At 60.6% G+C, this 20,052-nt stretch carries 20 protein-coding genes; 17 read left to right on the top strand and 3 right to left on the bottom strand.

Translation table 11 applies throughout. The features are described 5' to 3' along the window. The first annotated feature begins 49 nt into the window (after positions 1-49). From iscU to LVD08_RS10035, 17 genes are all read left to right on the top strand, one after another. Positions 50-436 carry a Fe-S cluster assembly scaffold IscU gene (gene iscU / locus LVD08_RS10115; protein WP_003227907.1) on the top strand — a complete coding sequence of 129 codons (387 nt, stop codon included), beginning with the start codon at positions 50-52 and terminating at the stop codon, positions 434-436. A gap of 28 nt (positions 437-464) precedes the next feature. Then, the gene (gene iscA / locus LVD08_RS10110; protein ID WP_003227904.1) at positions 465-788 is read left to right on the top strand and encodes an iron-sulfur cluster assembly protein IscA; all 324 of its coding nucleotides are present in this window, start codon (positions 465-467) and stop codon (positions 786-788) included. An 8-nt stretch (positions 789-796) separates the two neighbouring features. Continuing rightward, entirely contained in the window at positions 797-1,318 is a 522-nt protein-coding gene (gene hscB, locus LVD08_RS10105; RefSeq protein ID WP_003227901.1) for a co-chaperone HscB, read from the top strand. A gap of 51 nt (positions 1,319-1,369) precedes the next feature. Then, positions 1,370-3,235: a Fe-S protein assembly chaperone HscA gene (hscA, locus tag LVD08_RS10100; protein WP_247268059.1), complete on the top strand. Its 1,866-nt coding sequence runs from the start codon at positions 1,370-1,372 to the stop codon at positions 3,233-3,235. Continuing rightward, entirely contained in the window at positions 3,235-3,576 is a 342-nt protein-coding gene (fdx, locus tag LVD08_RS10095; RefSeq protein WP_007964424.1) for an ISC system 2Fe-2S type ferredoxin, read from the top strand. Before hscA ends, fdx begins: the two co-directional genes overlap by 1 nt. A 14-nt stretch (positions 3,577-3,590) precedes the next feature. Then, positions 3,591-3,791, top strand: coding sequence for a Fe-S cluster assembly protein IscX (iscX, locus tag LVD08_RS10090; RefSeq protein ID WP_103367342.1), 201 nt, complete (start codon positions 3,591-3,593; stop codon positions 3,789-3,791). Between the two features lie 88 nt (positions 3,792-3,879). Next, on the top strand, positions 3,880-4,305 hold the full coding sequence (gene ndk / locus LVD08_RS10085) for a nucleoside-diphosphate kinase (protein WP_007964426.1): 426 nt from the start codon (positions 3,880-3,882) through the stop codon (positions 4,303-4,305). 28 nt (positions 4,306-4,333) lie between these two features. Next, a complete protein-coding gene (gene rlmN, locus LVD08_RS10080; RefSeq protein ID WP_003227893.1) occupies positions 4,334-5,482 on the top strand; it encodes a 23S rRNA (adenine(2503)-C(2))-methyltransferase RlmN in 1,149 nt (382 codons plus the stop codon). Positions 5,483-5,494: 12 nt separating this feature from the next. Beyond that, positions 5,495-6,253, top strand: a complete 759-nt coding sequence (gene pilW / locus LVD08_RS10075; RefSeq protein ID WP_007964430.1) for a type IV pilus biogenesis/stability protein PilW — start codon at positions 5,495-5,497, stop codon at positions 6,251-6,253. Then, the gene (locus LVD08_RS10070) at positions 6,253-7,281 is read left to right on the top strand and encodes a RodZ domain-containing protein (RefSeq protein WP_247268058.1); all 1,029 of its coding nucleotides are present in this window, start codon (positions 6,253-6,255) and stop codon (positions 7,279-7,281) included. The genes pilW and LVD08_RS10070 overlap by 1 nt, the downstream gene beginning before the upstream one ends. Positions 7,282-7,284: 3 nt before the next feature. Continuing rightward, positions 7,285-8,394: a flavodoxin-dependent (E)-4-hydroxy-3-methylbut-2-enyl-diphosphate synthase gene (gene ispG / locus LVD08_RS10065; protein ID WP_007964434.1), complete on the top strand. Its 1,110-nt coding sequence runs from the start codon at positions 7,285-7,287 to the stop codon at positions 8,392-8,394. Between the two features lie 36 nt (positions 8,395-8,430). Further along, positions 8,431-9,720, top strand: a complete 1,290-nt coding sequence (hisS, locus tag LVD08_RS10060; RefSeq protein ID WP_027612134.1) for a histidine--tRNA ligase — start codon at positions 8,431-8,433, stop codon at positions 9,718-9,720. 41 nt (positions 9,721-9,761) lie between these two features. Beyond that, complete coding sequence (locus LVD08_RS10055; protein WP_247268057.1) at positions 9,762-10,403, top strand: tetratricopeptide repeat protein; 642 nt, start codon at positions 9,762-9,764, stop codon at positions 10,401-10,403. After that, positions 10,396-11,547: an outer membrane protein assembly factor BamB gene (gene bamB, locus LVD08_RS10050; RefSeq protein ID WP_095136893.1), complete on the top strand. Its 1,152-nt coding sequence runs from the start codon at positions 10,396-10,398 to the stop codon at positions 11,545-11,547. Before LVD08_RS10055 ends, bamB begins: the two co-directional genes overlap by 8 nt. 211 nt (positions 11,548-11,758) lie before the next feature. Next, positions 11,759-13,231, top strand: coding sequence for a ribosome biogenesis GTPase Der (gene der / locus LVD08_RS10045; RefSeq protein ID WP_041071834.1), 1,473 nt, complete (start codon positions 11,759-11,761; stop codon positions 13,229-13,231). Between the two features lie 237 nt (positions 13,232-13,468). Continuing rightward, positions 13,469-14,617: a pyridoxal phosphate-dependent aminotransferase gene (locus LVD08_RS10040; RefSeq protein ID WP_247268056.1), complete on the top strand. Its 1,149-nt coding sequence runs from the start codon at positions 13,469-13,471 to the stop codon at positions 14,615-14,617. Next, on the top strand, positions 14,605-15,396 hold the full coding sequence (locus tag LVD08_RS10035) for an amidohydrolase (protein ID WP_247268055.1): 792 nt from the start codon (positions 14,605-14,607) through the stop codon (positions 15,394-15,396). Before LVD08_RS10040 ends, LVD08_RS10035 begins: the two co-directional genes overlap by 13 nt. Positions 15,397-15,552: 156 nt before the next feature. Here LVD08_RS10035 and leuA read toward each other — a convergent pair whose 3' ends face one another. From leuA to xseA, 3 genes are all read right to left on the bottom strand, one after another. Beyond that, entirely contained in the window at positions 15,553-17,232 is a 1,680-nt protein-coding gene (gene leuA, locus LVD08_RS10030) for a 2-isopropylmalate synthase (protein ID WP_027612129.1), read from the bottom strand. A 463-nt stretch (positions 17,233-17,695) separates the two neighbouring features. After that, a complete protein-coding gene (locus LVD08_RS10025) occupies positions 17,696-18,520 on the bottom strand; it encodes a peptidoglycan DD-metalloendopeptidase family protein (protein ID WP_247268054.1) in 825 nt (274 codons plus the stop codon). Positions 18,521-18,523: 3 nt separating this feature from the next. Further along, positions 18,524-19,903 carry an exodeoxyribonuclease VII large subunit gene (gene xseA / locus LVD08_RS10020; protein WP_108183714.1) on the bottom strand — a complete coding sequence of 460 codons (1,380 nt, stop codon included), beginning with the start codon at positions 19,901-19,903 and terminating at the stop codon, positions 18,524-18,526. Positions 19,904-20,052: the final 149 nt, after the last annotated feature.

The following is a 20,052-nucleotide window of genomic DNA, read 5'->3' as shown; positions in this document are numbered from 1 at the left end:
GGTTGCAGGGCTTAAAGAGCGACTCTCTGATGAGTGAGGATTAAGCACCATGGCTTACAGCGAAAAGGTCATCGACCACTACGAAAACCCGCGCAACGTCGGCAAGATGAACGCGGAAGACCCGGATGTCGGCACCGGCATGGTCGGCGCTCCGGCGTGCGGCGACGTGATGCGTCTGCAGATCAAGGTCAACGATCAGGGCGTTATCGAAGACGCCAAGTTCAAGACCTATGGCTGCGGTTCGGCAATCGCTTCCAGCTCCTTGGCCACCGAGTGGATGAAGGGCAAGACGCTGGACGAAGCCGAGACCATCAAGAACACTCAGCTGGCCGAAGAACTGGCTCTGCCGCCAGTGAAAATCCACTGCTCGGTACTCGCTGAAGACGCTATCAAAGCGGCTGTTCGCGACTACAAGCAGAAGAAAGGCTTGATCTAAGCATTGCGCGACGAGTAAGGAGTCAACGATGGCTATCAGCATGACAGAAGCGGCTGCTCGACACGTGCGACGCTCCCTCGACGGGCGCGGCAAAGGTGAAGGGATTCGTCTGGGTGTTCGCACCACGGGCTGTTCCGGCCTTGCCTACGTGCTGGAGTTTGTCGACGAGGTGGTTGCCGAGGATCAGGTGTTCGAAAGTCACGGCGAGAAAGTGATCATCGACCCGAAAAGCCTGGCTTACCTGGACGGCACCGAGCTCGATTTCGTCAAGGAAGGGTTGAACGAAGGCTTCAAGTTCAACAACCCCAACGTACGCGGTGAATGTGGCTGCGGCGAAAGCTTCAACATCTGAGGCTTGTCGTGGGTATTCCTTGTCATTTCGCTTTATTCGAGCTGCAACCGAGCTTTCGCCTGGATCTCGAGCAGTTGGCCACGCGCTACCGTGAGTTGGCGCGCGGTGTTCATCCTGACCGCTTTGCCGACGCTTCCGAGCGCGAGCAGCGCTCAGCGCTCGAGCAGTCTGCGCGGCTTAACGATGCGTATCAGACGCTCAAGAGTCCTGCCCAGCGTGCACGCTACCTGCTGACCATCAGCGGGCATGAAGTGCCGATGGAAGTCACGGTCCATGACCCCGAGTTTCTCTTGCAGCAGATGCAATGGCGCGAAGAGCTCGAAGACCTCCAGGACAGCGCCGATCTCGACGGTGTCGCGGTATTCAAGCGTCGCCTGAAGGTGGCTCAGGAACAGTTGAACGAAAGCTTCGCAGCCTGTTGGGATGATGCGGCGCAACGCGAACAGGCCGAACGCCTGATGCGGCGCATGCAGTTCCTCGACAAGCTCACCTACGAAGTGCGCCAGTTAGAAGAGCGCCTCGACGATTAACCCAGTGCCGCTCCGGTCGCACGCCTGATATACAGATAAGTCCTGATCACGATGGCCCTACTGCAGATCGCCGAACCCGGCCAAAGTCCTCAACCGCACCAGCGTCGTCTGGCTGTGGGAATCGACTTGGGCACTACCAATTCGCTGGTCGCTGCGTTGCGCAGTGGTCTTTCCGAGCCACTGGCCGACGCTGACGGGCAGGTCATCCTGCCGTCCGCCGTGCGTTATCACGCCGACCGCGTCGAGGTTGGCGAGTCGGCCAAGCTGGCCGCATCTTCCGATCCCTTGAACACTGTGCTGTCGGTCAAGCGCCTGATGGGGCGTGGTTTGTCCGACGTCAAGCAATTGGGCGAACAACTGCCATACCGCTTTGTCGGCGGCGAATCGCACATGCCGTTCATCGACACCGTACAAGGCCCGAAAAGCCCGGTCGAAGTCTCCGCTGATATCCTCAAGGTGCTGCGTCAGCGTGCTGAAGCGACCCTGGGTGGCGAGCTGGTCGGTGCGGTGATCACCGTTCCGGCGTATTTCGACGATGCTCAGCGCCAGGCCACCAAGGATGCGGCGAAACTCGCCGGTCTGAATGTGCTGCGTCTGCTCAACGAGCCGACCGCTGCCGCCGTGGCGTATGGCCTGGATCAACACGCCGAAGGCCTGGTCGCAATCTACGACTTGGGCGGCGGTACGTTCGATATTTCGATTCTGCGTCTGACTGGCGGCGTATTCGAAGTGCTCGCCACTGGCGGCGACAGCGCCTTGGGCGGCGATGACTTCGATCACGCGATTGCCGGCTGGATTATCGAGAGCGCCGGCCTGTCTGCCGATCTCGACCCGGGCGCACAACGCAATCTGCTGCAAACCGCCTGTGCGGCCAAAGAAGCCCTGACCGACGCGGCCAGCGTTGAAGTCGCCTACGGTGACTGGAAAGCGCAGCTGACCCGCGAAGCCTTCGATGCGCTGATCGAGCCGATGGTTGCTCGCAGCCTGAAAGCCTGCCGCCGCGCCGTGCGTGATTCCGGTATCGAACTGGAAGACGTGCATGCCGTGGTCATGGTCGGTGGTTCGACTCGTGTGCCGCGCGTTCGTGAAGCGGTCGCCGAAGCCTTCGGTCGTCAGCCATTGACGGAAATCGACCCGGATCAAGTGGTGGCCATCGGGGCCGCGATCCAGGCGGATACGCTGGCTGGCAACAAGCGCGATGGCGGCGAACTGCTGCTGCTCGACGTGATTCCACTGTCCCTTGGGCTGGAAACCATGGGCGGGCTGATGGAGAAGGTGATTCCGCGCAACACCACCATCCCGGTCGCCCGTGCGCAGGACTTCACTACTTATAAAGACGGCCAGTCGGCCATGGCGATCCATGTGCTGCAGGGTGAGCGCGAGCTGATCAGCGACTGCCGCTCCCTGGCACGCTTCGAACTGCGCGGCATTCCTGCGATGGTGGCCGGTGCGGCGAAGATTCGCGTGACCTTCCAGGTCGATGCCGACGGCCTGCTCAGCGTGTCTGCCCGCGAACTGGGTTCGGGCGTCGAGGCGAGTATTCAGGTCAAACCGTCCTACGGTCTGACCGACGCTGAAATCGCCAAGATGCTCAAGGACTCGTTCCAGCACGCCAATGACGACAAGGTCGCCCGCGTCCTGCGTGAGCAGCAAGTTGATGCCCAGCGCCTGATCGAAGCGGTGCAGGGCGCTCTGGAGGCTGATGGCGAGCGTTTGCTCGACGCCGAAGAGCGCATGGTCATCGAGCTGCAGATGCAGGAACTGGCCGAACTGATGAAAGGCACCGATGGTTATGCCATCGAGCAGCAGACCAAGCGTCTGTCGCAAGTGACCGATGCTTTTGCTGCCCGCCGCATGGATCTGACGGTGAAAGCCGCTCTGTCGGGGCGCAATCTGAATGAAATCGAGGATATCTGATGCCGCAGGTCATTTTTCTGCCCCACGAGAAGTTCTGCCCTGAAGGCATGGTCGTCGAGGCCGAACCCGGCACTTCGATTCTCGAGCTGGCTCACGAACACCACATCGAGATGGAAAGCGCCTGCGGTGGCGTCTGCGCCTGCACCACTTGCCACTGCATCATCCGCGAGGGTTTCGACTCGCTGGAAGAGGCGGACGAGCTGGAAGAAGACTTCCTCGATCGCGCCTGGGGTCTGGAGGCGCAATCGCGTCTGGCCTGTCAGGCTATCGTTGGTGAAGAAGACATCACCGTCGAGATTCCGAAATATTCGCTTAACCATGCGGCCGAAGCGCCGCACTGACTGGTAAGACTGTCATGAGCTACGGTTGGAATGATGTTCAACGCATTGCAGAAGAATTGGCCGAAGCCAAGCCGGATGTAGATCCGCTTTCTGTCAATTTCGTCGACCTGCAGCGATGGATCATGGAATTGCCTGACTTCGACAACACCTCTGGCCGTGTCGGCGAGAAGGTGTTGGAAGCGGTTCAGGCACTCTGGATCGATGAAGTCGACTGATCGTCCTCGCAGGTTAGGCAATACCCAAGAACCCGCGTATAATTCGCGGGTTTAATTTTTCGCAAATTACCGTTTCTGGAGTTACACCATGGCTGTTCAACGTACTTTCTCCATCATCAAGCCTGACGCTGTTGCAAAAAACGTCATCGGCGAGATCACCACTCGTTTCGAAAAAGCAGGCCTGCGCGTTGTAGCTTCGAAACTGAAGCAGCTGTCCAAAGCCGAAGCTGAAGGCTTCTACGCTGAGCACAAAGAGCGCGGTTTCTTCGGCGACCTGGTTGCTTTCATGATCTCCGGTCCTGTTGTTGTTCAGGTTCTGGAAGGCGAAAACGCTATCGCTCTGAACCGTGAGCTGATGGGCGCTACCAACCCTAAAGAAGCTGCTGCCGGCACCATCCGTGCTGACTTCGCTGAGTCGATCGACGCCAACGCCGTTCACGGTTCGGACTCCGAAGCCGCTGCTGCTCGCGAAATCTCGTACTTCTTCGCAGCTACTGAAGTAACCACTCGCTAAGCATTGCTTTAAGAGTGAAGGTGAATCCATGACTACATCGACTGTTAAAACAAACCTGCTGGGTCTGACCCAGCCGGAAATGGAAAAATTCTTCGACTCAATCGGGGAGAAGCGTTTCCGTGCCGGTCAGGTAATGAAATGGATTCACCACTTTGGCGTCGATGATTTCGACGCCATGACGAACGTCAGCAAGGCCTTGCGCGACAAGCTCAAGGCTATTGCTGAGGTCCGTGGTCCCGAAGTGGTCAGCGAGGACATTTCCAGCGACGGCACCCGTAAGTGGGTGGTGCGCGTGGCGTCCGGCAGCTGTGTCGAGACCGTCTACATTCCTCAGGGCAAACGCGGCACGCTGTGCGTTTCGTCCCAGGCAGGCTGTGCCCTGGACTGCAGTTTCTGCTCCACCGGCAAGCAAGGCTTCAACAGCAACCTCACCGCCGCCGAAGTCATCGGTCAGGTGTGGATTGCCAACAAATCCTTCGGCAGTGTTCCCGCCACCATCGACCGCGCCATCACCAACGTGGTGATGATGGGCATGGGCGAACCGCTGCTGAACTTCGACAACGTCGTGGCCGCCATGCATCTGATGATGGATGACCTCGGTTACGGGATCTCCAAGCGCCGCGTGACCCTGTCCACTTCGGGCGTGGTGCCGATGATCGATGAGCTGGCCAAGCACATCGACGTCTCCCTGGCGTTGTCCCTGCACGCACCGAATGACGCATTGCGTAACCAATTGGTGCCGATCAACAAGAAATATCCGCTTAAGATGCTGCTTGAGTCGTGCCAGCGCTACATGTCCGCCCTCGGCGAGAAACGCGTGCTGACCATCGAGTACACCTTGCTCAAGGACGTCAACGACAAGCTTGAGCACGCCGTGGAAATGATCGAGCTGCTCAAAGACATTCCGTGCAAGATCAACCTGATTCCGTTCAACCCGTTCCCGCATTCCGGTTACGAGCGGCCGAGCAACAACGCCATTCGTCGGTTCCAGGATCAGTTGCATCAGGCCGGCTTTAACGTCACTGTCCGCACCACCCGTGGTGAAGACATCGACGCTGCGTGTGGTCAATTGGTAGGGCAGGTGCTGGATCGCACCCGTCGCAGTGAACGTTACATCGCCGTGCGCGAGTTGAGCGCCGACAGCGATCTGGCACAGAACGCCGCGAACACTAACTAAGAGAGGATCTCTATGTCCCTGCGCTTTGCGCTGCTGTTGCTGATGGCCAGCCTGTGTGCTGGTTGTGTCCTGTCGGGTGACTACAACCCGATGAAGACCAGCAAGGGCCGCGACGAAGCGCGTGCCGCCTACGTGCAGCTGGGACTGGGATACTTGCAGCAAGGGATGACCGAGCGCGCCAAGGTGCCGCTGAAGAAGGCGCTGGAGCTGGACGGCTCCGATCCTGATGCCAACGCTGCCCTCGGCCTGGTGTTCCAGGCCGAAATGGAGCCGAAGCTGGCCGACGAACATTTCCGCAAAGCCCTGTCCTCGCGTCCCACCGATGCACGAATCCTTAATAACTACGGCAGTTTTCTCTACGAAGAACAGCGTTACAAGGAAGCCTACGAGCGTTTTGAGCAGGCAGCCGCCGATACCCTGTATCCTGAGCGTTCGCGAGTCTTCGAGAACCTCGGCATGACCGCCTCGAAACTCGGTCAGCGGGATCTGGCACAGCAGCAACTGGAAAAAGCCCTGCGGCTGAACCGTCAACAACCGCGCGCTTTGCTGGAAATGGCTGAGTTGTCCTTCGAAGACAGGCATTATGTGCCCGCGCGTGACTATTACGACCGTTTCAGCCTGCTAACCGAGCAAAATGCACGTAGTCTATTGCTCGGCGTTCGGCTGGCAAAAGTGTTTGAAGATCGCGACAAGGCCGCCAGTTATGGCCTGCAATTAAAACGACTCTATCCCGGTACGCCGGAATATCAGCAATACCTGTCGGAGCAATGATGAAAGCGGCGCATCCCGAAGTTGTAGCAGCGACTCGCGTTAATCCCGGTGAGACTTTGCGCCAGGCCCGCGAAAGCAATGGCTGGTCGCTGGCCGAAGTGGCCCTCAAGCTCAACCTCACCGTGACTTCCCTGAGCAATCTTGAAGCTGGCGCTTTCGACAAGCTGCCAGGGCATACCTTCGCTCGCGGTTACATTCGCGCTTACGCCAAGTTGCTTGGCATGGACCAGACCGTTCTGGTTCAGCAATTCGACCAGTCCACCGGTACCGACTCCCAAGGCAGCAATGTGCATGCGCTGGGCCGTATCGAAGAGCCGGTGCGGGTTTCACACACTATTTTGCGTATTGTCAGCCTGCTGTTGCTGGTCGCGGTCATCGGCGGCGGTTTCGTCTGGTGGCAGGATCAGACCTCGCAGCGCAGCAAGGACGTGACCAGCCTGGCCCCGGAGCACGTTGAAGTCGAAGGCGCCGACGGCACCACACAGATTCACCCGATCGACGAGCCGGAAGACCAGGCCGTTGCCGAAGGTCAGGCCGAGGGCGCAACCGCGCTGGCACTGCCGCAATCGGAAACCACCGCTGAATCGACCGGTGCCGAGCCGGTTGCTCCGGCCACCGCACCCGCCGTCCCGGCTGCAACCACGCCAGCCGCACCGGTTCATACACCGGCCCCGGTTGTGGCGACTCCGGCACCGAATGCCCCGGCCACACCAGCGCCGACGGTCACCGCACCAGTGGTAGCGGCTACCTCTGCGCCGACCGCAGAAGCAGCTGTCCCAGCGGCTGGCGACGGCCAGGTGCAACTGCAGTTCACCGCCGATTGCTGGGCACAGGTCACCGATGGTCGCGGCAAAGTGCTGTTCAGCGGTCTGAAACATAAAGGCGACAGCGTTTCAGTTTCCGGCAAGCCGCCACTGGCGGTGCGTCTGGGTGTGGCTCGCGCCGCACAGGTCAGCTACAACGGCCAACCGGTCGATATCGCTCCGTTCACCAGTGGCGAGACTGCTCGCCTGAAGTTGGGTCAATAAGTCATGCACGGCGAATCTCCAATCAAACGTCGCGTTTCGCGCAAGATCTGGGTCGGTAACGTACCTGTTGGCGGCGATGCGCCCATCGCTGTGCAGAGCATGACCAACAGCGACACCAATGATGTGGCTGCCACCGTCGCCCAGATCAATCGTCTGGAAGCGGCCGGCGTCGACATCGTCCGTGTTTCGGTACCGGACATGGACGCCGCCGAGGCGTTCGGCAGGATCAAGCAACTGGTCAAGGTGCCGCTGGTTGCGGACATCCACTTCGACTACAAGATCGCGCTGCGCGTCGCCGAACTGGGTGTGGACTGCCTGCGCATCAACCCGGGCAACATCGGGCGTGAAGACCGGGTGCGTGCCGTAGTCGATGCCGCCCGTGACCGCGGGATTCCGATCCGTATCGGCGTCAACGCCGGTTCCCTGGAAAAAGACCTGCAGAAGAAATACGGCGAACCGACCCCGGCTGCACTGGTCGAGTCCGCGCTGCGTCACGTCGAGCACCTCGAACGCCTGAATTTCCAGGACTTCAAGGTCAGCGTGAAAGCCTCCGACGTGTTCATGGCCGTCGAAGCCTACCGTCTGCTGGCGAAAGAAATCGTCCAGCCGCTGCACCTGGGCATCACCGAAGCCGGTGGATTGCGTTCGGGCACAGTGAAATCCGCCGTGGGCCTAGGTATGCTGCTCGCCGAGGGGATTGGCGATACTATCCGCATCTCGCTGGCGGCCGATCCGGTCGAGGAAGTGAAGGTCGGTTACGACATTCTCAAGTCTTTGCATCTGCGTTCCCGTGGCATCAACTTCATCGCCTGCCCGAGCTGCTCGCGGCAGAACTTCGATGTGGTCAAGACCATGAACGAGCTGGAAGGGCGCCTTGAGGACCTGCTGGTGCCGCTGGATGTCGCGGTGATCGGCTGCGTGGTCAACGGCCCCGGCGAAGCCAAGGAAGCCCATATCGGCTTGACCGGCGGCACGCCAAACCTGATTTACATCGACGGCAAGCCGTCGCAGAAACTGACGAATGACAATCTGGTGGATGAGCTGGAAAAGCTGATCCGCGAGAAAGCGGCCGAGAAGGTCGAAGCTGACGCAGCGGTCATCGCGCGCGGCTGAGCCTGACTGAAAGCCGAATGAATTTAAGGATTTAAAGTGAGCAAGTCTCTGCAAGCCATTCGTGGCATGAACGACATCCTGCCCGAACAGACCCCGCTGTGGCGTTATTTCGAGGGCACTGTCGCGCGTCTGCTGGATAACTACGGTTACAAGCAGATCCGCATGCCAATCGTCGAATTCACCGAGCTGTTCAAACGCTCGATCGGTGAAGTGACCGACATCGTCGAAAAAGAGATGTACACCTTCGAAGACCGTAACGGCGACTCTCTGACCCTGCGCCCGGAAGGCACAGCGGCGTGCGTGCGTGCGGTGCTCGAACACGGCATCACCGGCGGTGGTCAGGTGCAGAAACTCTGGTACATCGGCCCGATGTTCCGCCACGAGCGTCCGCAGAAAGGTCGTTATCGCCAGTTCCACCAGATCGGTCTGGAGGTGTTCAACCTCGACGGTCCGGACATCGACGCCGAACTGATCATCATGACCTGGCGCCTGTGGGGCGAGCTGGGTATCCGTGATGCGGTCAAGCTCGAACTCAACAGCCTGGGCACCAGCGAGTCCCGTGGTCGCTATCGTGAAGCGCTGGTCGAGTACCTCTCGGCGCACCACGACAAGCTCGACGAAGACAGCCAGCGTCGCCTGAAAACCAACCCGCTGCGCGTGCTCGACACCAAAAATGCCGACACTCAGGCGGTACTGGTCGATGCGCCGAAGATGGCCGACTACCTGGACGACGAATCCCGTGCGCACTTCGAAGGTCTGAAGGCGCGTCTGGACGCGGTTGGCATCCCGTACGTGCTCAACCCGAAACTGGTGCGCGGCCTCGATTACTACAGCAAAACCGTATTCGAATGGGTCACCGACAAGCTCGGCGCCCAGGGCACTGTCTGCGCGGGCGGTCGTTACGACGGTCTGGTCGAGCAGATGGGCGGCAAGCCGACTACAGGCGTGGGTTTCGCCATGGGCATCGAGCGTCTGGTGTTGATGCTCGAAACCCTGGAGCAGATCCCGGAAGAAATCTCCCGTCAGGTCGACGTTTACCTCTGCGCCTTTGGCGAGGAGGCCGAACTGGCCGGTCTGGCCCTGGCCGAGCGTGTGCGTGACCAGCTTCCAAACCTGCGTCTGCAAGTCAATGCCGGCGCCGGCAGCTTCAAAAGCCAGTTCAAGAAAGCCGACAAGAGCGGTGCGCTGTACGCACTGATCCTGGGTGACGACGAAATGGCCCAGCAAGTGGTAGGTTTCAAACCCCTGCGTGGCCAGGGCGAACAACAAAGCATTGCCTGGGATGCGCTTGCCGCTCACCTGGCCACCTGCGTCGTGCAGGGTTGAAGCTGTCTAAACAGCCGATTTAGCGATTAAGGAGTATTGGGGTGTCGAGTACCGAAGACGAACAGTTGGCGGATTTGAAGGACTGGTGGACACGCAACGGCAAACCTCTGGTCACTGGCGGCCTGTTGGCGCTGGTCATCGTGTTCGGCTGGCAGGCTTTTCACAAGTATCAGAGCAACCAGTCGCAAGGCGCCTCGGTGCTCTATCAGCAACTGCTGGAAACCACGCTGACCCCGGACGGCAAGCCTGACGCTGCCCGCGTTGCGGATCTGGCCGGCAAGCTCAACAGCGAATTCGGCGGCACCGCGTACGCGCAGTACGGCAGCCTGTTCGTGGCCAAAGTAGCGGTCGACAGCGGCAAGCTGGACGACGCTGCGACTGAACTCAAAGCCATCGTTGCCAAACCGGCCAACCCGGCGCTGGGCGAAATCGCCCGTCAGCGTCTGGCGCAGGTGCTGGGTGCGCAGAACAAGGTCGATGAAGCCCTGAAGCTGCTCGACGGCGATGCCGACAAGGCGTTCCTGGCCACTCGCGAAGAACTCAAGGGTGATCTGCTGGTTCAGTTGGGTCGTACCGACGAGGCGAACATCGCGTATCAAAAAGCCAAGGCGGCACTGTCGGATGAAGCGGCAGTCGGTGGCCTTCAAATCAAGCTCGACGACCTGGCCAAAGGGGATGCGTGACGTGATCCGTTGGAAGCATGCAGCATTGCTGGCTCTGGCCATTCTGGCCGCGGGTTGCAGCAGCAACAGCAAAAAAGAACTGCCACCGGCCGAGCTGACCGACTTCAAAGAAGAAGTGGTTCTGCAAAAGCAGTGGAGCCGTTCGATCGGTGACGGTCAGGGCGAAACCTACAACATGCTGGTGCCGGCGATCGATGGTGACACCATCTACGCGGCCGATGTGACCGGCGTGTTGATGGCCATGGATCGCAGCAATGGCGACGTGAAGTGGAAAAAGGATCTTGAACTGCCTGTCTCCGGTGCCGTTGGCGTAGGTTACGGTCTGGTCACGATCGGTACCTTGAAGGGTGAAATCGTTGCCCTCGACGCCATCAACGGCGAAGAGAAGTGGCGCGCCCGGGTTTCCAGCGAAGTCCTCGCGCCACCGGCCAACAACGGTGACGTCGTAGTGGTACAGACTCAGGACGATCGTCTGATCGGTCTGGACGCTGCTACCGGCGACCGTCGCTGGACCTACGACAGCACCCCTGCGGTACTGACCCTGCGCGGCACCAGCGCCCCCGTCGTGACCAACCGCCTCGCGGTCGCTGGCCTGTCGACCGGTAAAGTGGTCGCCCTGGACATTTCCAACGGCGTGCCGGTCTGGGAACAACGGGTCGCGATTCCAACCGGTCGTTCGGAACTGGAGCGCGTGGTCGACATCGACGGCGGTCTGCTGCTGTCCGGCGAAACGCTGTACGTTGCCAGCTACCAGGGTCGCGTCGCGGCACTCGATCTGCAAAGCGGTCGCCAATTGTGGCAGCGCGATGCATCGAGCTATGCCGGTGTCGCCCAGGGTTTCGGCAACGTATACGTGAGCCTGTCTTCGGGCACCGTTGAAGGCGTTGACGAGCGTTCGACCACTGCACTGTGGAGCAACGACTCGCTGGCTCGTCGCCAGCTGTCGGCGCCAGAAGTGTTCTCCAGCTACGTAGCCGTTGGTGACATGGAAGGTTACCTGCACCTGTTGAGCCAGGTGGACGGTCGTTTTGTGGGTCGTGAGCGTATCGACAGTGACGGCCTGCGTGCCCGTCCGCTGGTGGTGGGCAACACGATCTATGTGTATGGCAACAGCGGCAAACTGGAAGCCCTGACCATCAAGTAACAACTATGCTTGGGGTTAACGCCCCAGGCAGCTTCATTTGTGGGAGCGGGCTTGCTCGCGAAGGCCTCAACGAAGACGCGTACAGCCTGATTAAACGCGGTGCTGCTACGGTTTTTCGCGAGCAAGCCCGCTCCCACAGTGTTGCCCCGAGCACCAGCCGCTGCCTCGCAGCGGCTTTTGTATTTTCTGAAATAACGAAGTGGAGAGCCGCATGGTTCCCGTAATCGCCCTGGTGGGCCGACCGAACGTCGGCAAATCCACCTTGTTCAACCGCCTGACCAGGACGCGTGACGCCATCGTTGGCGACTTGTCCGGTCTGACCCGTGATCGCCAGTACGGTGAGGCCAAGTGGCAAGGGCGTTCCTACATTCTGATCGACACCGGCGGTATCTCCGGTGACGAACACGGTATGGACGAAAAAATGGCCGAGCAGTCGCTGCTGGCCATTGAAGAAGCGGATGTTGTGCTGTTCCTGGTAGATGCCAAGGCCGGTTTCACCGCCGCCGACCAGATGATCGCCGAACACTTGCGCAAGCGTAACAAGCGTTCCCACGTGGTGGCCAACAAGGTCGACAACATCGACCCGGAAATGGCCCGCGCTGAATTCGCCCCGCTGGGCATGGGCCACGCGATCCCGATCGCCGGTGCTCATGGCCGTGGTATCACTCAACTGCTGGAAGCGGCACTGAGCGATTTCCCGCGTGACGAAGACGAGCCGCAGGAAGGCGAAGAGGAAGAGATCGTCGCCGAGGGTGAGGAAGCCAAGCGCATTCCTGGCCCGAGCGAAAAAGACGGGATCAAGATCGCCATCATCGGCCGTCCGAACGTCGGCAAGTCGACCCTGGTCAACCGCATGCTCGGTGAAGACCGGGTCATCGTCTACGACCAGCCAGGCACCACCCGCGACAGTATCTACATCCCGTTCGAGCGTAACGACGAGAAGTACACGCTGATCGACACCGCCGGTGTGCGCAAGCGCGGCAAGATCCACGAAGAAGTCGAAAAGTTCTCCGTGGTCAAAACCCTGCAGGCGATCAAAGACGCCAACGTGGTGATCTTCGTGATGGACGCCCGCGAAGGCGTGGTCGATCACGACCTTAACCTGTTGGGCTTTGCCCTCGAAGCCGGTCGTGCGCTGGTGATCGCGATCAACAAATGGGACGGCATGACCCCGAGCGAGCGTGACTTCGTCAAGGTCGAGCTGCAGCGTCGGCTGTTCTTCGTCGACTTCGCCGACATTCACTTCATCTCGGCGCTGCACGGCACTGGCGTGGGCAACCTCTACGCCTCGGTGCAGAACTCGTTCAAGTCTGCGGTTACCCGCTGGCCGACCAGCCGCCTGACGCAGATTCTCGAAGACGCGGTCAGCGAACACCAGCCGCCGATGGTCAACAGCCGCCGGATCAAGCTGCGTTACGCTCACCTGGGTGGTGCGAACCCGCCGATCATCGTGATCCACGGTAACCAGATCGAGAAAGTGCCGAAGTCGTATGTGCGCTATCTGGAGAACACTTACCGCCGTGTGCTGAAGCTGGTCGGTACGCCGATCCGCATCGAGTTCAAAGGTGGCGAGAACCCGTACGAAGGCAACAAGAACACGCTGACCGACCGCCAGGTCAACAAGAAGCGTCGCTTGATGTCGCACAACAAGAAAGCCAGCAAGAAGCGCCGCGACAAGAAGTGATCCTGTGGTGAGGGGATTTATCCCCGACGGGTTGCGAAGCGACCCCAAATACCTGTCATAGGGTTTGCGACTGCTTCGCAGCCGATCGGGGATGAATCCCCTCGCCACAAGGTTGCTGCGCTATAAATGAAAGAAGGGTGCTCAGTTGGGCGCCCTTTTTTTATGGGCGCCGGATGGGCTATTCTCGGGTTCTCCCGCGCCGCCGTCAGAGCCGGGTGTAGAGCAGGGAACCCCTCGATGATCACCAGTAAGCTGCCGAATGTCGGCATCACTATTTTCACGCAGATGTCTCAGCTCGCGGCGCAGACCGGAGCGATCAACCTGTCCCAGGGTTTTCCTGACTTCGACGGCCCGCAGTCCCTGCGTGACGCGGTCGGTCGGCATATCGCCAGCGGCCATAACCAGTATTCACCGATGACCGGCCTGCCGGCGCTGCGCGAGCAAATCGCGGCGAAAATCGCGCGCAGCTATGGCGTGAAAGTCGATGCCGACAGCGAAGTGACCGTAACGCCGGGCGCGACCCAGGCGATCTTCTGTGCAATTCAGGCGGTTATCCACAGCGGCGATGAAGTCATCGTGTTCGACCCGTGCTACGACAGCTATGACCCGGCGACGCAGTTGGCGGGCGGCCGCTGCGTGCATGTGCAACTGAACCCGCACGATTTCTCCATCGATTTCGACAAGCTCGCCGCGGCCCTCAGCCCGCGCACGAAAATGATCGTCATCAACACACCGCACAACCCGAGCGGTGCACTGATCAGCCGTGCCGAGCTGGATCAACTGGCGGAATTGATCCGTGGTCGTGACATCTACCTGATCAGCGACGAGGTGTACGAACACCTGGTGTTCGACGGTGTGCCGCATGTCAGCGTGTTGGCTCACGAAGAGCTGTACCAGCGCGCATTTGTGGTCAGCTCGTTCGGCAAGACTTACCACGTCACGGGCTGGAAAACCGGTTACGTGGTTGCGCCCCCGGCGCTGACCGCCGAGCTGCGCAAGGTGCACCAGTACGTCAGTTTCTGCGGCGTCACCCCGCTGCAATACGCCCTGGCCGATTACATGGCCGAGCACCCGGAACACGTCGAAGAGCTTCCGGGTTTCTATCAGGCCAAGCGCGACCTGTTCTGCGATTTGCTGGCGCCGTCGCGCTTTACCTTCACCCGCGTCACCGGCACGTATTTCCAGTTGGTCGACTACTCGCAGATCCGCCCTGACTTGAACGACGTCGACATGGCGATCTGGATGACTCGCGAACACGGCGTGGCGAGTATTCCGGTGTCGGTGTTCTATCAGAATCCACCCGAAGGCCAGCGCCTGGTGCGCCTGTGCTTCGCCAAACGCGAGGAGACGCTGCGCGAGGCAGCGGCAAAACTATGCGTGATCTGAGTGCGTTGCCCGATCTCAATCTCGCGCTGATCCAGACCAGCCTGGCCTGGCATGATCGTCAGGCCAACCTCGAGCACTTCGAGGTGCTGCTGGAGCAGGCCCGAGGCGCTGACCTGATCATCCTGCCGGAGATGTTCACCACCGGTTTCTCCATGGCGTCGGAAACCCTCGCCGAAGCCGAGCATGGCCCGACCAGCAAATGGATGAAGGAGCAGGCCGCGAAACTGAATGCCGTGGTCACCGGCAGCGTGATCATTCAGGCGGCTGACGGCAGCCATCGCAATCGCCTGCTGTGGGCACGCCCGGACGGCGAAGTCTGGCATTACGACAAGCGCCACCTGTTCCGCATGGCCGGTGAGCACAACCACTACACCCCCGGCGAGCGCCAGGTGCAGTTCGAACTCAAGGGCTGGCGCATCCGGCCGCTGATTTGCTACGACCTGCGCTTCCCGGTGTGGAGTCGCGACGCGCAGGACACCGATCTGCTGCTGTACACCGCCAACTGGCCGGGGGCGCGGCGTCTGCACTGGAACCGCTTGTTGCCGGCGCGGGCGATTGAAAACCTGTGCTACGTTGCGGCAGTGAACCGGATCGGCACCGACGGCAAGGGCTTTGCCTATACCGGCGACAGTCAGGTGCTGGATTTCCAGGGCGAGACATTGCTGGCGGCGGGGGAGGCCGACGGCGTGTTCAAGGTCGTGCTGGAGGCCGCGCCATTGGCGGCGTATCGGGAGCGCTTTCCGGCCAATCTGGATGCGGATACCTTCGAACTCACTTGATATTCGCGAGCAAGCCCGCTCCCACAGGTAGAGCGCAATACCCTGTGGGAGCGGGCGCTTCCTCGCGAGGAGGCCAGACCAGGCAAAACAAAACCAGCAGGCAAAAAAAAGGCCCCGGAGTCCACACTCCGGGTCCTTTTGCATTTCAGCGATAGCTTAAGCCGCTTTCGCCTCAGGCTGGCTCAACGAACGATTCAGCGCACTGAACAGCGCCTTGAAGCTGGCGGTAGTGATGTTTTCATCGATACCCACGCCGTGCACCGCACGCTCGCCATTCACGCGCAGCTCGATGTACGCGGCGGCCTTGGCGTTGGTGCCCGCGCCGATCGCGTGTTCGTTGTAGTCCATGATCTCCACCGGAATCGGCAGGCCGGCCACTAGGGCTTCCAGCGCACCGTTGCCCTTGCCGCGCCAGTGCAGGTTGGTTTCGCCCTGACCCTTGCTTGCCACTTCCACTTCGACGGCGCTGTTACCGTTTTCTTCCTGCAGGCGATGGCTGACCAGCGCGTACGGGGTGTTGGCTTGCAGGTATTCGCTGATCAACAACGAGTGGATCTGCTTGGCGGTCATTTCCAGGCCGAGGCGATCGGTTTCCCGCTGCACGACCTGGCTGAACTCGATCTGCATGCGACGCGGCAGGCTGATGCCGTATTCCTGCTCCAGCAAGTAGGCGATACCGCCCTTGCCCGACTGGCTGTTCACACGAATCACCGCCTCGTAGCTGCGACCGATGTCGGCCGGGTCGATCGGCAGGTACGGCACTTCCCACAGGGTGTCCGGCTTCTGCTGGGCGAAGCCCTTGCGGATCGCGTCCTGGTGCGAGCCGGAGAATGCGGTGTGGACCAGGTCGCCGACGTACGGGTGACGCGGGTGCACCTGAATCTGGTTGCACTCTTCTACGACTTTGCGCACGCCGTCGATATCGGAGAAGTCCAGCTCAGGGTCGACGCCCTGGGTGTACATGTTCAGTGCCACAGTGACGAGGTCAACGTTACCGGTACGCTCGCCGTTGCCGAACAGGCAGCCTTCGACGCGATCCGCGCCAGCCATCAGGCCCAGCTCGGTGGCGGCGACGCCAGTGCCACGGTCGTTGTGGGTGTGCAGGCTGATGATCACGCTGTCACGACGATTGATGTTGCGGCCGAACCATTCGATCTGGTCGGCGTAGACGTTCGGCGTTGCGCATTCGACGGTGGCCGGCAGGTTGAGGATCATCTTGTGCTCAGGCGTCGGATTCCAGACCTCGATCACCGCGTCACAGACTTCCTTGGCAAACTCCAGCTCGGTGGCGCTGAAGGTTTCCGGGGAGTATTCGAAAGTCCACTCGGTGTCCGGCTGCATCGCTGCGTATTTGACGAACAGCTTGGCGGCGTTGACCGCGATGGCCTTGATGCCGTCCTTGTCCTGGTTGAAGACGATGCGACGGAAAGACGGCGAGGTGGCGTTGTACAGGTGAACGATGGCTTTCTTCGCCCCGCGCAGGGATTCGAAGGTGCGCTCGATCAAGTCTTCACGGCCCTGGGTCAGCACCTGAATGGTGGTGTCGTCCGGGATGTGGCCTTCTTCGATCAGGGTACGCACGAAGTCGAAGTCGGTTTGCGAAGCGGCCGGGAACGAGGCTTCGATTTCCTTCACACCCACCTGAACGAGGGTTTTCCAGAAGCGCAGCTTCTTCACCGCGTCCATCGGCTCGATCAGCGACTGGTTGCCGTCCCGCAGGTCGGAGCTGCACCAGATCGGCGCGGCGTCGATGGTTTTCGACGGCCAGGTGCGATCCGGCAGATTGATGACGGGGAACGCGCGGTATTTCGAAGACGGGTCTTTGAGCATGCTCATCGGGAAATTCCTTATTGTCTGGGCCGAAAAGAGGCGGCCTGCCGGTGGAACGAATGTTCGGGAAAACGCTTGGGACGAGGCGCAGCGATTCAGCCCGGCAGTCGTGCGCTGACGAGGCACAGACTGCGGTGCTGGCGAAGCTGAATAAGGGTGTGAGAGGTTTTCATGCCTTCAACCCTAACCGCGAGGGGAGAGGATGGCAAGCAGTCGAAAAAAATTGAGAGGAATACTCGAAAAGCTGCGATCGGCGCGATTTTATTGTGCTTTAGGCGGATGATCTTATTGATGTTTGCGCGGGGTTGGATTGGGGCGCAATTGAAACGGGTGGGTGTGAGCAGTATTTGCGGTGTGGGATGGGCCGCCTTCGCGAGCAAGCCCGCTCCCACAGTTGATCGTGTTCACAACACAAATCCAGTGTGGGAGGGGGCTTGCTCCCGAAGGGGCCGGTAGCCTCAATCAGGAATTACGGTTGGAACGCACCAATGAAAATCGCCGGATCCACCCGCGCATCGTTCAGGCTGATGTTCCAGTGCATGTGCGGCCCGGTCGCCCGGCCGGTCGAGCCGACCTTGCCCACCACCGCGCCACGGGCCAGTTGATCGCCGACCTTCACGTCGATTTTCGACATGTGGCAGAACATGCTGATAAAGCCCTGTCCGTGATCGACAAACACCGTGTTGCCGTTGAAGAAGTAGTTGCCGGTCAGAATCACTTTGCCCGCCGCCGGGGTCTTGATCGGCGTGCCGGCGGGCACTGCAAAGTCGAGGCCGGCATGGGGGTTGCGCTCTTCGCCATTGAAGAAACGGCGCACACCGAACTTGCTCGACAATGGTCCGTTGACCGGTTTGTCCAGCAGCAGGTTGCTCGGGGTGTTCGGACTGAAGCTGCGGTAGGCCTTGATCTGCTCGGCCAGTTCACCCTCGATGCGCTTGAGGTTGGCCGGGTTCGGGTTGACCTGTTGAGTGTTCTTCAGGGTGATGTGCTGTTCCGGGTATTTCTTGTTGCCAACCGTGAACGGCAGATTGCGCTCACCGCTGCTGATCTGCTGGCTGCCGGGTTTGACCGTCAGCGGCACACCGACAATCGCCAGCCAGTTGTTCTGTTCTTTCACCACCAGCACCGGTTTGCCCTGATAGGTGGCTTTTGGTGCCTGCGCGGCGCTGCCCAGATCGACCACCGCGACGCCGCCCGGCACCGGTTTGTTCAGCAAACGGGTGATGTAGCTGTCGGCGTGGGCGTTGAAGGAGGTCAGGCACAGCAACAATAACGGAGCAAAAAAACGCGGCATGGATCAGTCCAGTAAAGAAAGGGTGACAGGCGTCAGGTGATTGTCCTCGACGCGCACTTGCAGTTCGCCTTCGCCCAGTCTGGCCTTCAGGCGTTGGCCGGTGTGGGTCTGCGCGGCATTACGGATCGCGTGCCCGCGCTCATCCAGCAGAATGCTGTAGCCACGGCCGAGAGTCGCCAGCGGACTGACCACATGCAGCGTCTGCATCTGGCTGTGCAGTTGCAGGCGACGGCTTTTCAGGCCTTCGCGCATGGCTCGCGGCAGGCGTTCGGCGAGGCTGTCGAGGCGCTGGCGCAGCATCGCCAATTGGCGTCCCGGATGTTGCCCGGCGAGGCGGGTTTCCAGGCGGATCAGGCGTTCGCGGCGGGTATTCAGTTGGCGTTCGAACGCCCGGCGCATGCGCATGTCCAGGTCATCCAGGCGTTGCGCTTGCTGACGCAGGCGTTCTCCGGGATGGCGCAGACGGCGGGCCATGCCTTCGAGGCGCAGACGATCGCGCATCAGCCGGTCGCGCATGCGCATCACCAGACGCCGGTGCAGGCTTTCGACCTGACGGATCAGGTGACTCGAATCCGGGGCCAACAGCTCAGCGGCAGCAGAGGGCGTTGGGGCGCGCACGTCAGCCACGAAATCACTGATCGACACGTCGGTTTCATGCCCGACGGCGCTGACAATCGGCGTCACGCAGGCATCGACCGCGCGGGCCACGGCTTCTTCGTTGAAGCACCAGAGGTCTTCCAGCGAACCACCGCCACGGGCGAGGATCAGCGCGTCGAAACCACGGGCGTCGGCCATTTTCAGCGCGCGGACGATTTGCGCCGTGGCTTCACGGCCCTGCACGGCAGTCGGGATCAGCGTCAGTTGCACCTGCGGCGCCCGCCGGCGGAACACGCTGATGATGTCGCGAATCACCGCGCCGGTCGGCGAGCTGATGATGCCGATGCGTTGCGGATGCGCCGGCAACGGCACTTTGCGTTCGGCACTGAACAGACCTTCGGCGCTGAGCTTTTCCTTCAGTGCATCGAAGGCCAGGCGTAGCGCGCCGTCACCGGCCGGCTCCACGGTGTCGAGAATCAGTTGGTAGTCGCCACGTCCTTCGAACAGCGAGACCTTGCCGCGTACCTTCACGGCCAGACCGTCCTTCAGCGCCTGACGCACCCGCGCCGCATTATTGCGGAACAGCGCGCAACGCACCTGCGCACCGCTGTCCTTGAGGGTGAAATACACGTGACCGGACGCCGGGCGCGCGAGGTTGGAGATTTCGCCTTCGACCCAGATGTTGCTGAACACGTCTTCGAGCAACACCCGCGCGCGGCCGTTGAGCTGGCTGACGGTCAGGACTTCACGGTCCAGGCCAAGTCTTGCAAAGGGATCTTTAATCATGGGGCGCAGTTTAAAGGCATTCGCCTACCGATCACCATGACCCAACACAAAACCCCTTGTGGGAGCGGGCTTTCCCCCGCCGGCGGGGGGGGGGGCAGAACCCAATCTCGCCCCCACCCCCCCTTACCCCGGCGACCCCCCCCCCCCCC

The sequence above is a fragment of the Pseudomonas sp. YL2 genome, from assembly GCF_023063025.1.
GTDB lineage: Bacteria > Pseudomonadota > Gammaproteobacteria > Pseudomonadales > Pseudomonadaceae > Aquipseudomonas > Aquipseudomonas putida_A.
The sequence above is the reverse complement of the archived record's forward strand: the minus strand, read 5'-3'. Positions and strand labels throughout refer to the sequence as shown.

What these genes read in the sequence shown, in the direction of transcription:
- iscU (WP_003227907.1), top strand. Translation starts at nt 50, where the DNA reads ATGGCTTACAGCGAAAAGGTCATCGACCACTACGAAAACCCGCGCAAC.
- iscA (WP_003227904.1), top strand. Translation starts at nt 465, where the DNA reads ATGGCTATCAGCATGACAGAAGCGGCTGCTCGACACGTGCGACGCTCC.
- hscA (WP_247268059.1), top strand. Translation starts at nt 1,370, where the DNA reads ATGGCCCTACTGCAGATCGCCGAACCCGGCCAAAGTCCTCAACCGCAC.
- fdx (WP_007964424.1), top strand. Translation starts at nt 3,235, where the DNA reads ATGCCGCAGGTCATTTTTCTGCCCCACGAGAAGTTCTGCCCTGAAGGC.
- iscX (WP_103367342.1), top strand. Translation starts at nt 3,591, where the DNA reads ATGAGCTACGGTTGGAATGATGTTCAACGCATTGCAGAAGAATTGGCC.
- ndk (WP_007964426.1), top strand. Translation starts at nt 3,880, where the DNA reads ATGGCTGTTCAACGTACTTTCTCCATCATCAAGCCTGACGCTGTTGCA.
- rlmN (WP_003227893.1), top strand. Translation starts at nt 4,334, where the DNA reads ATGACTACATCGACTGTTAAAACAAACCTGCTGGGTCTGACCCAGCCG.
- pilW (WP_007964430.1), top strand. Translation starts at nt 5,495, where the DNA reads ATGTCCCTGCGCTTTGCGCTGCTGTTGCTGATGGCCAGCCTGTGTGCT.
- LVD08_RS10070 (WP_247268058.1), top strand. Translation starts at nt 6,253, where the DNA reads ATGAAAGCGGCGCATCCCGAAGTTGTAGCAGCGACTCGCGTTAATCCC.
- ispG (WP_007964434.1), top strand. Translation starts at nt 7,285, where the DNA reads ATGCACGGCGAATCTCCAATCAAACGTCGCGTTTCGCGCAAGATCTGG.
- bamB (WP_095136893.1), top strand. Translation starts at nt 10,396, where the DNA reads ATGCGTGACGTGATCCGTTGGAAGCATGCAGCATTGCTGGCTCTGGCC.
- der (WP_041071834.1), top strand. Translation starts at nt 11,759, where the DNA reads ATGGTTCCCGTAATCGCCCTGGTGGGCCGACCGAACGTCGGCAAATCC.
- LVD08_RS10040 (WP_247268056.1), top strand. Translation starts at nt 13,469, where the DNA reads ATGATCACCAGTAAGCTGCCGAATGTCGGCATCACTATTTTCACGCAG.
- LVD08_RS10035 (WP_247268055.1), top strand. Translation starts at nt 14,605, where the DNA reads ATGCGTGATCTGAGTGCGTTGCCCGATCTCAATCTCGCGCTGATCCAG.
- leuA (WP_027612129.1), bottom strand. Translation starts at nt 17,232, where the DNA reads ATGAGCATGCTCAAAGACCCGTCTTCGAAATACCGCGCGTTCCCCGTC.
- LVD08_RS10025 (WP_247268054.1), bottom strand. Translation starts at nt 18,520, where the DNA reads ATGCCGCGTTTTTTTGCTCCGTTATTGTTGCTGTGCCTGACCTCCTTC.
- xseA (WP_108183714.1), bottom strand. Translation starts at nt 19,903, where the DNA reads ATGATTAAAGATCCCTTTGCAAGACTTGGCCTGGACCGTGAAGTCCTG.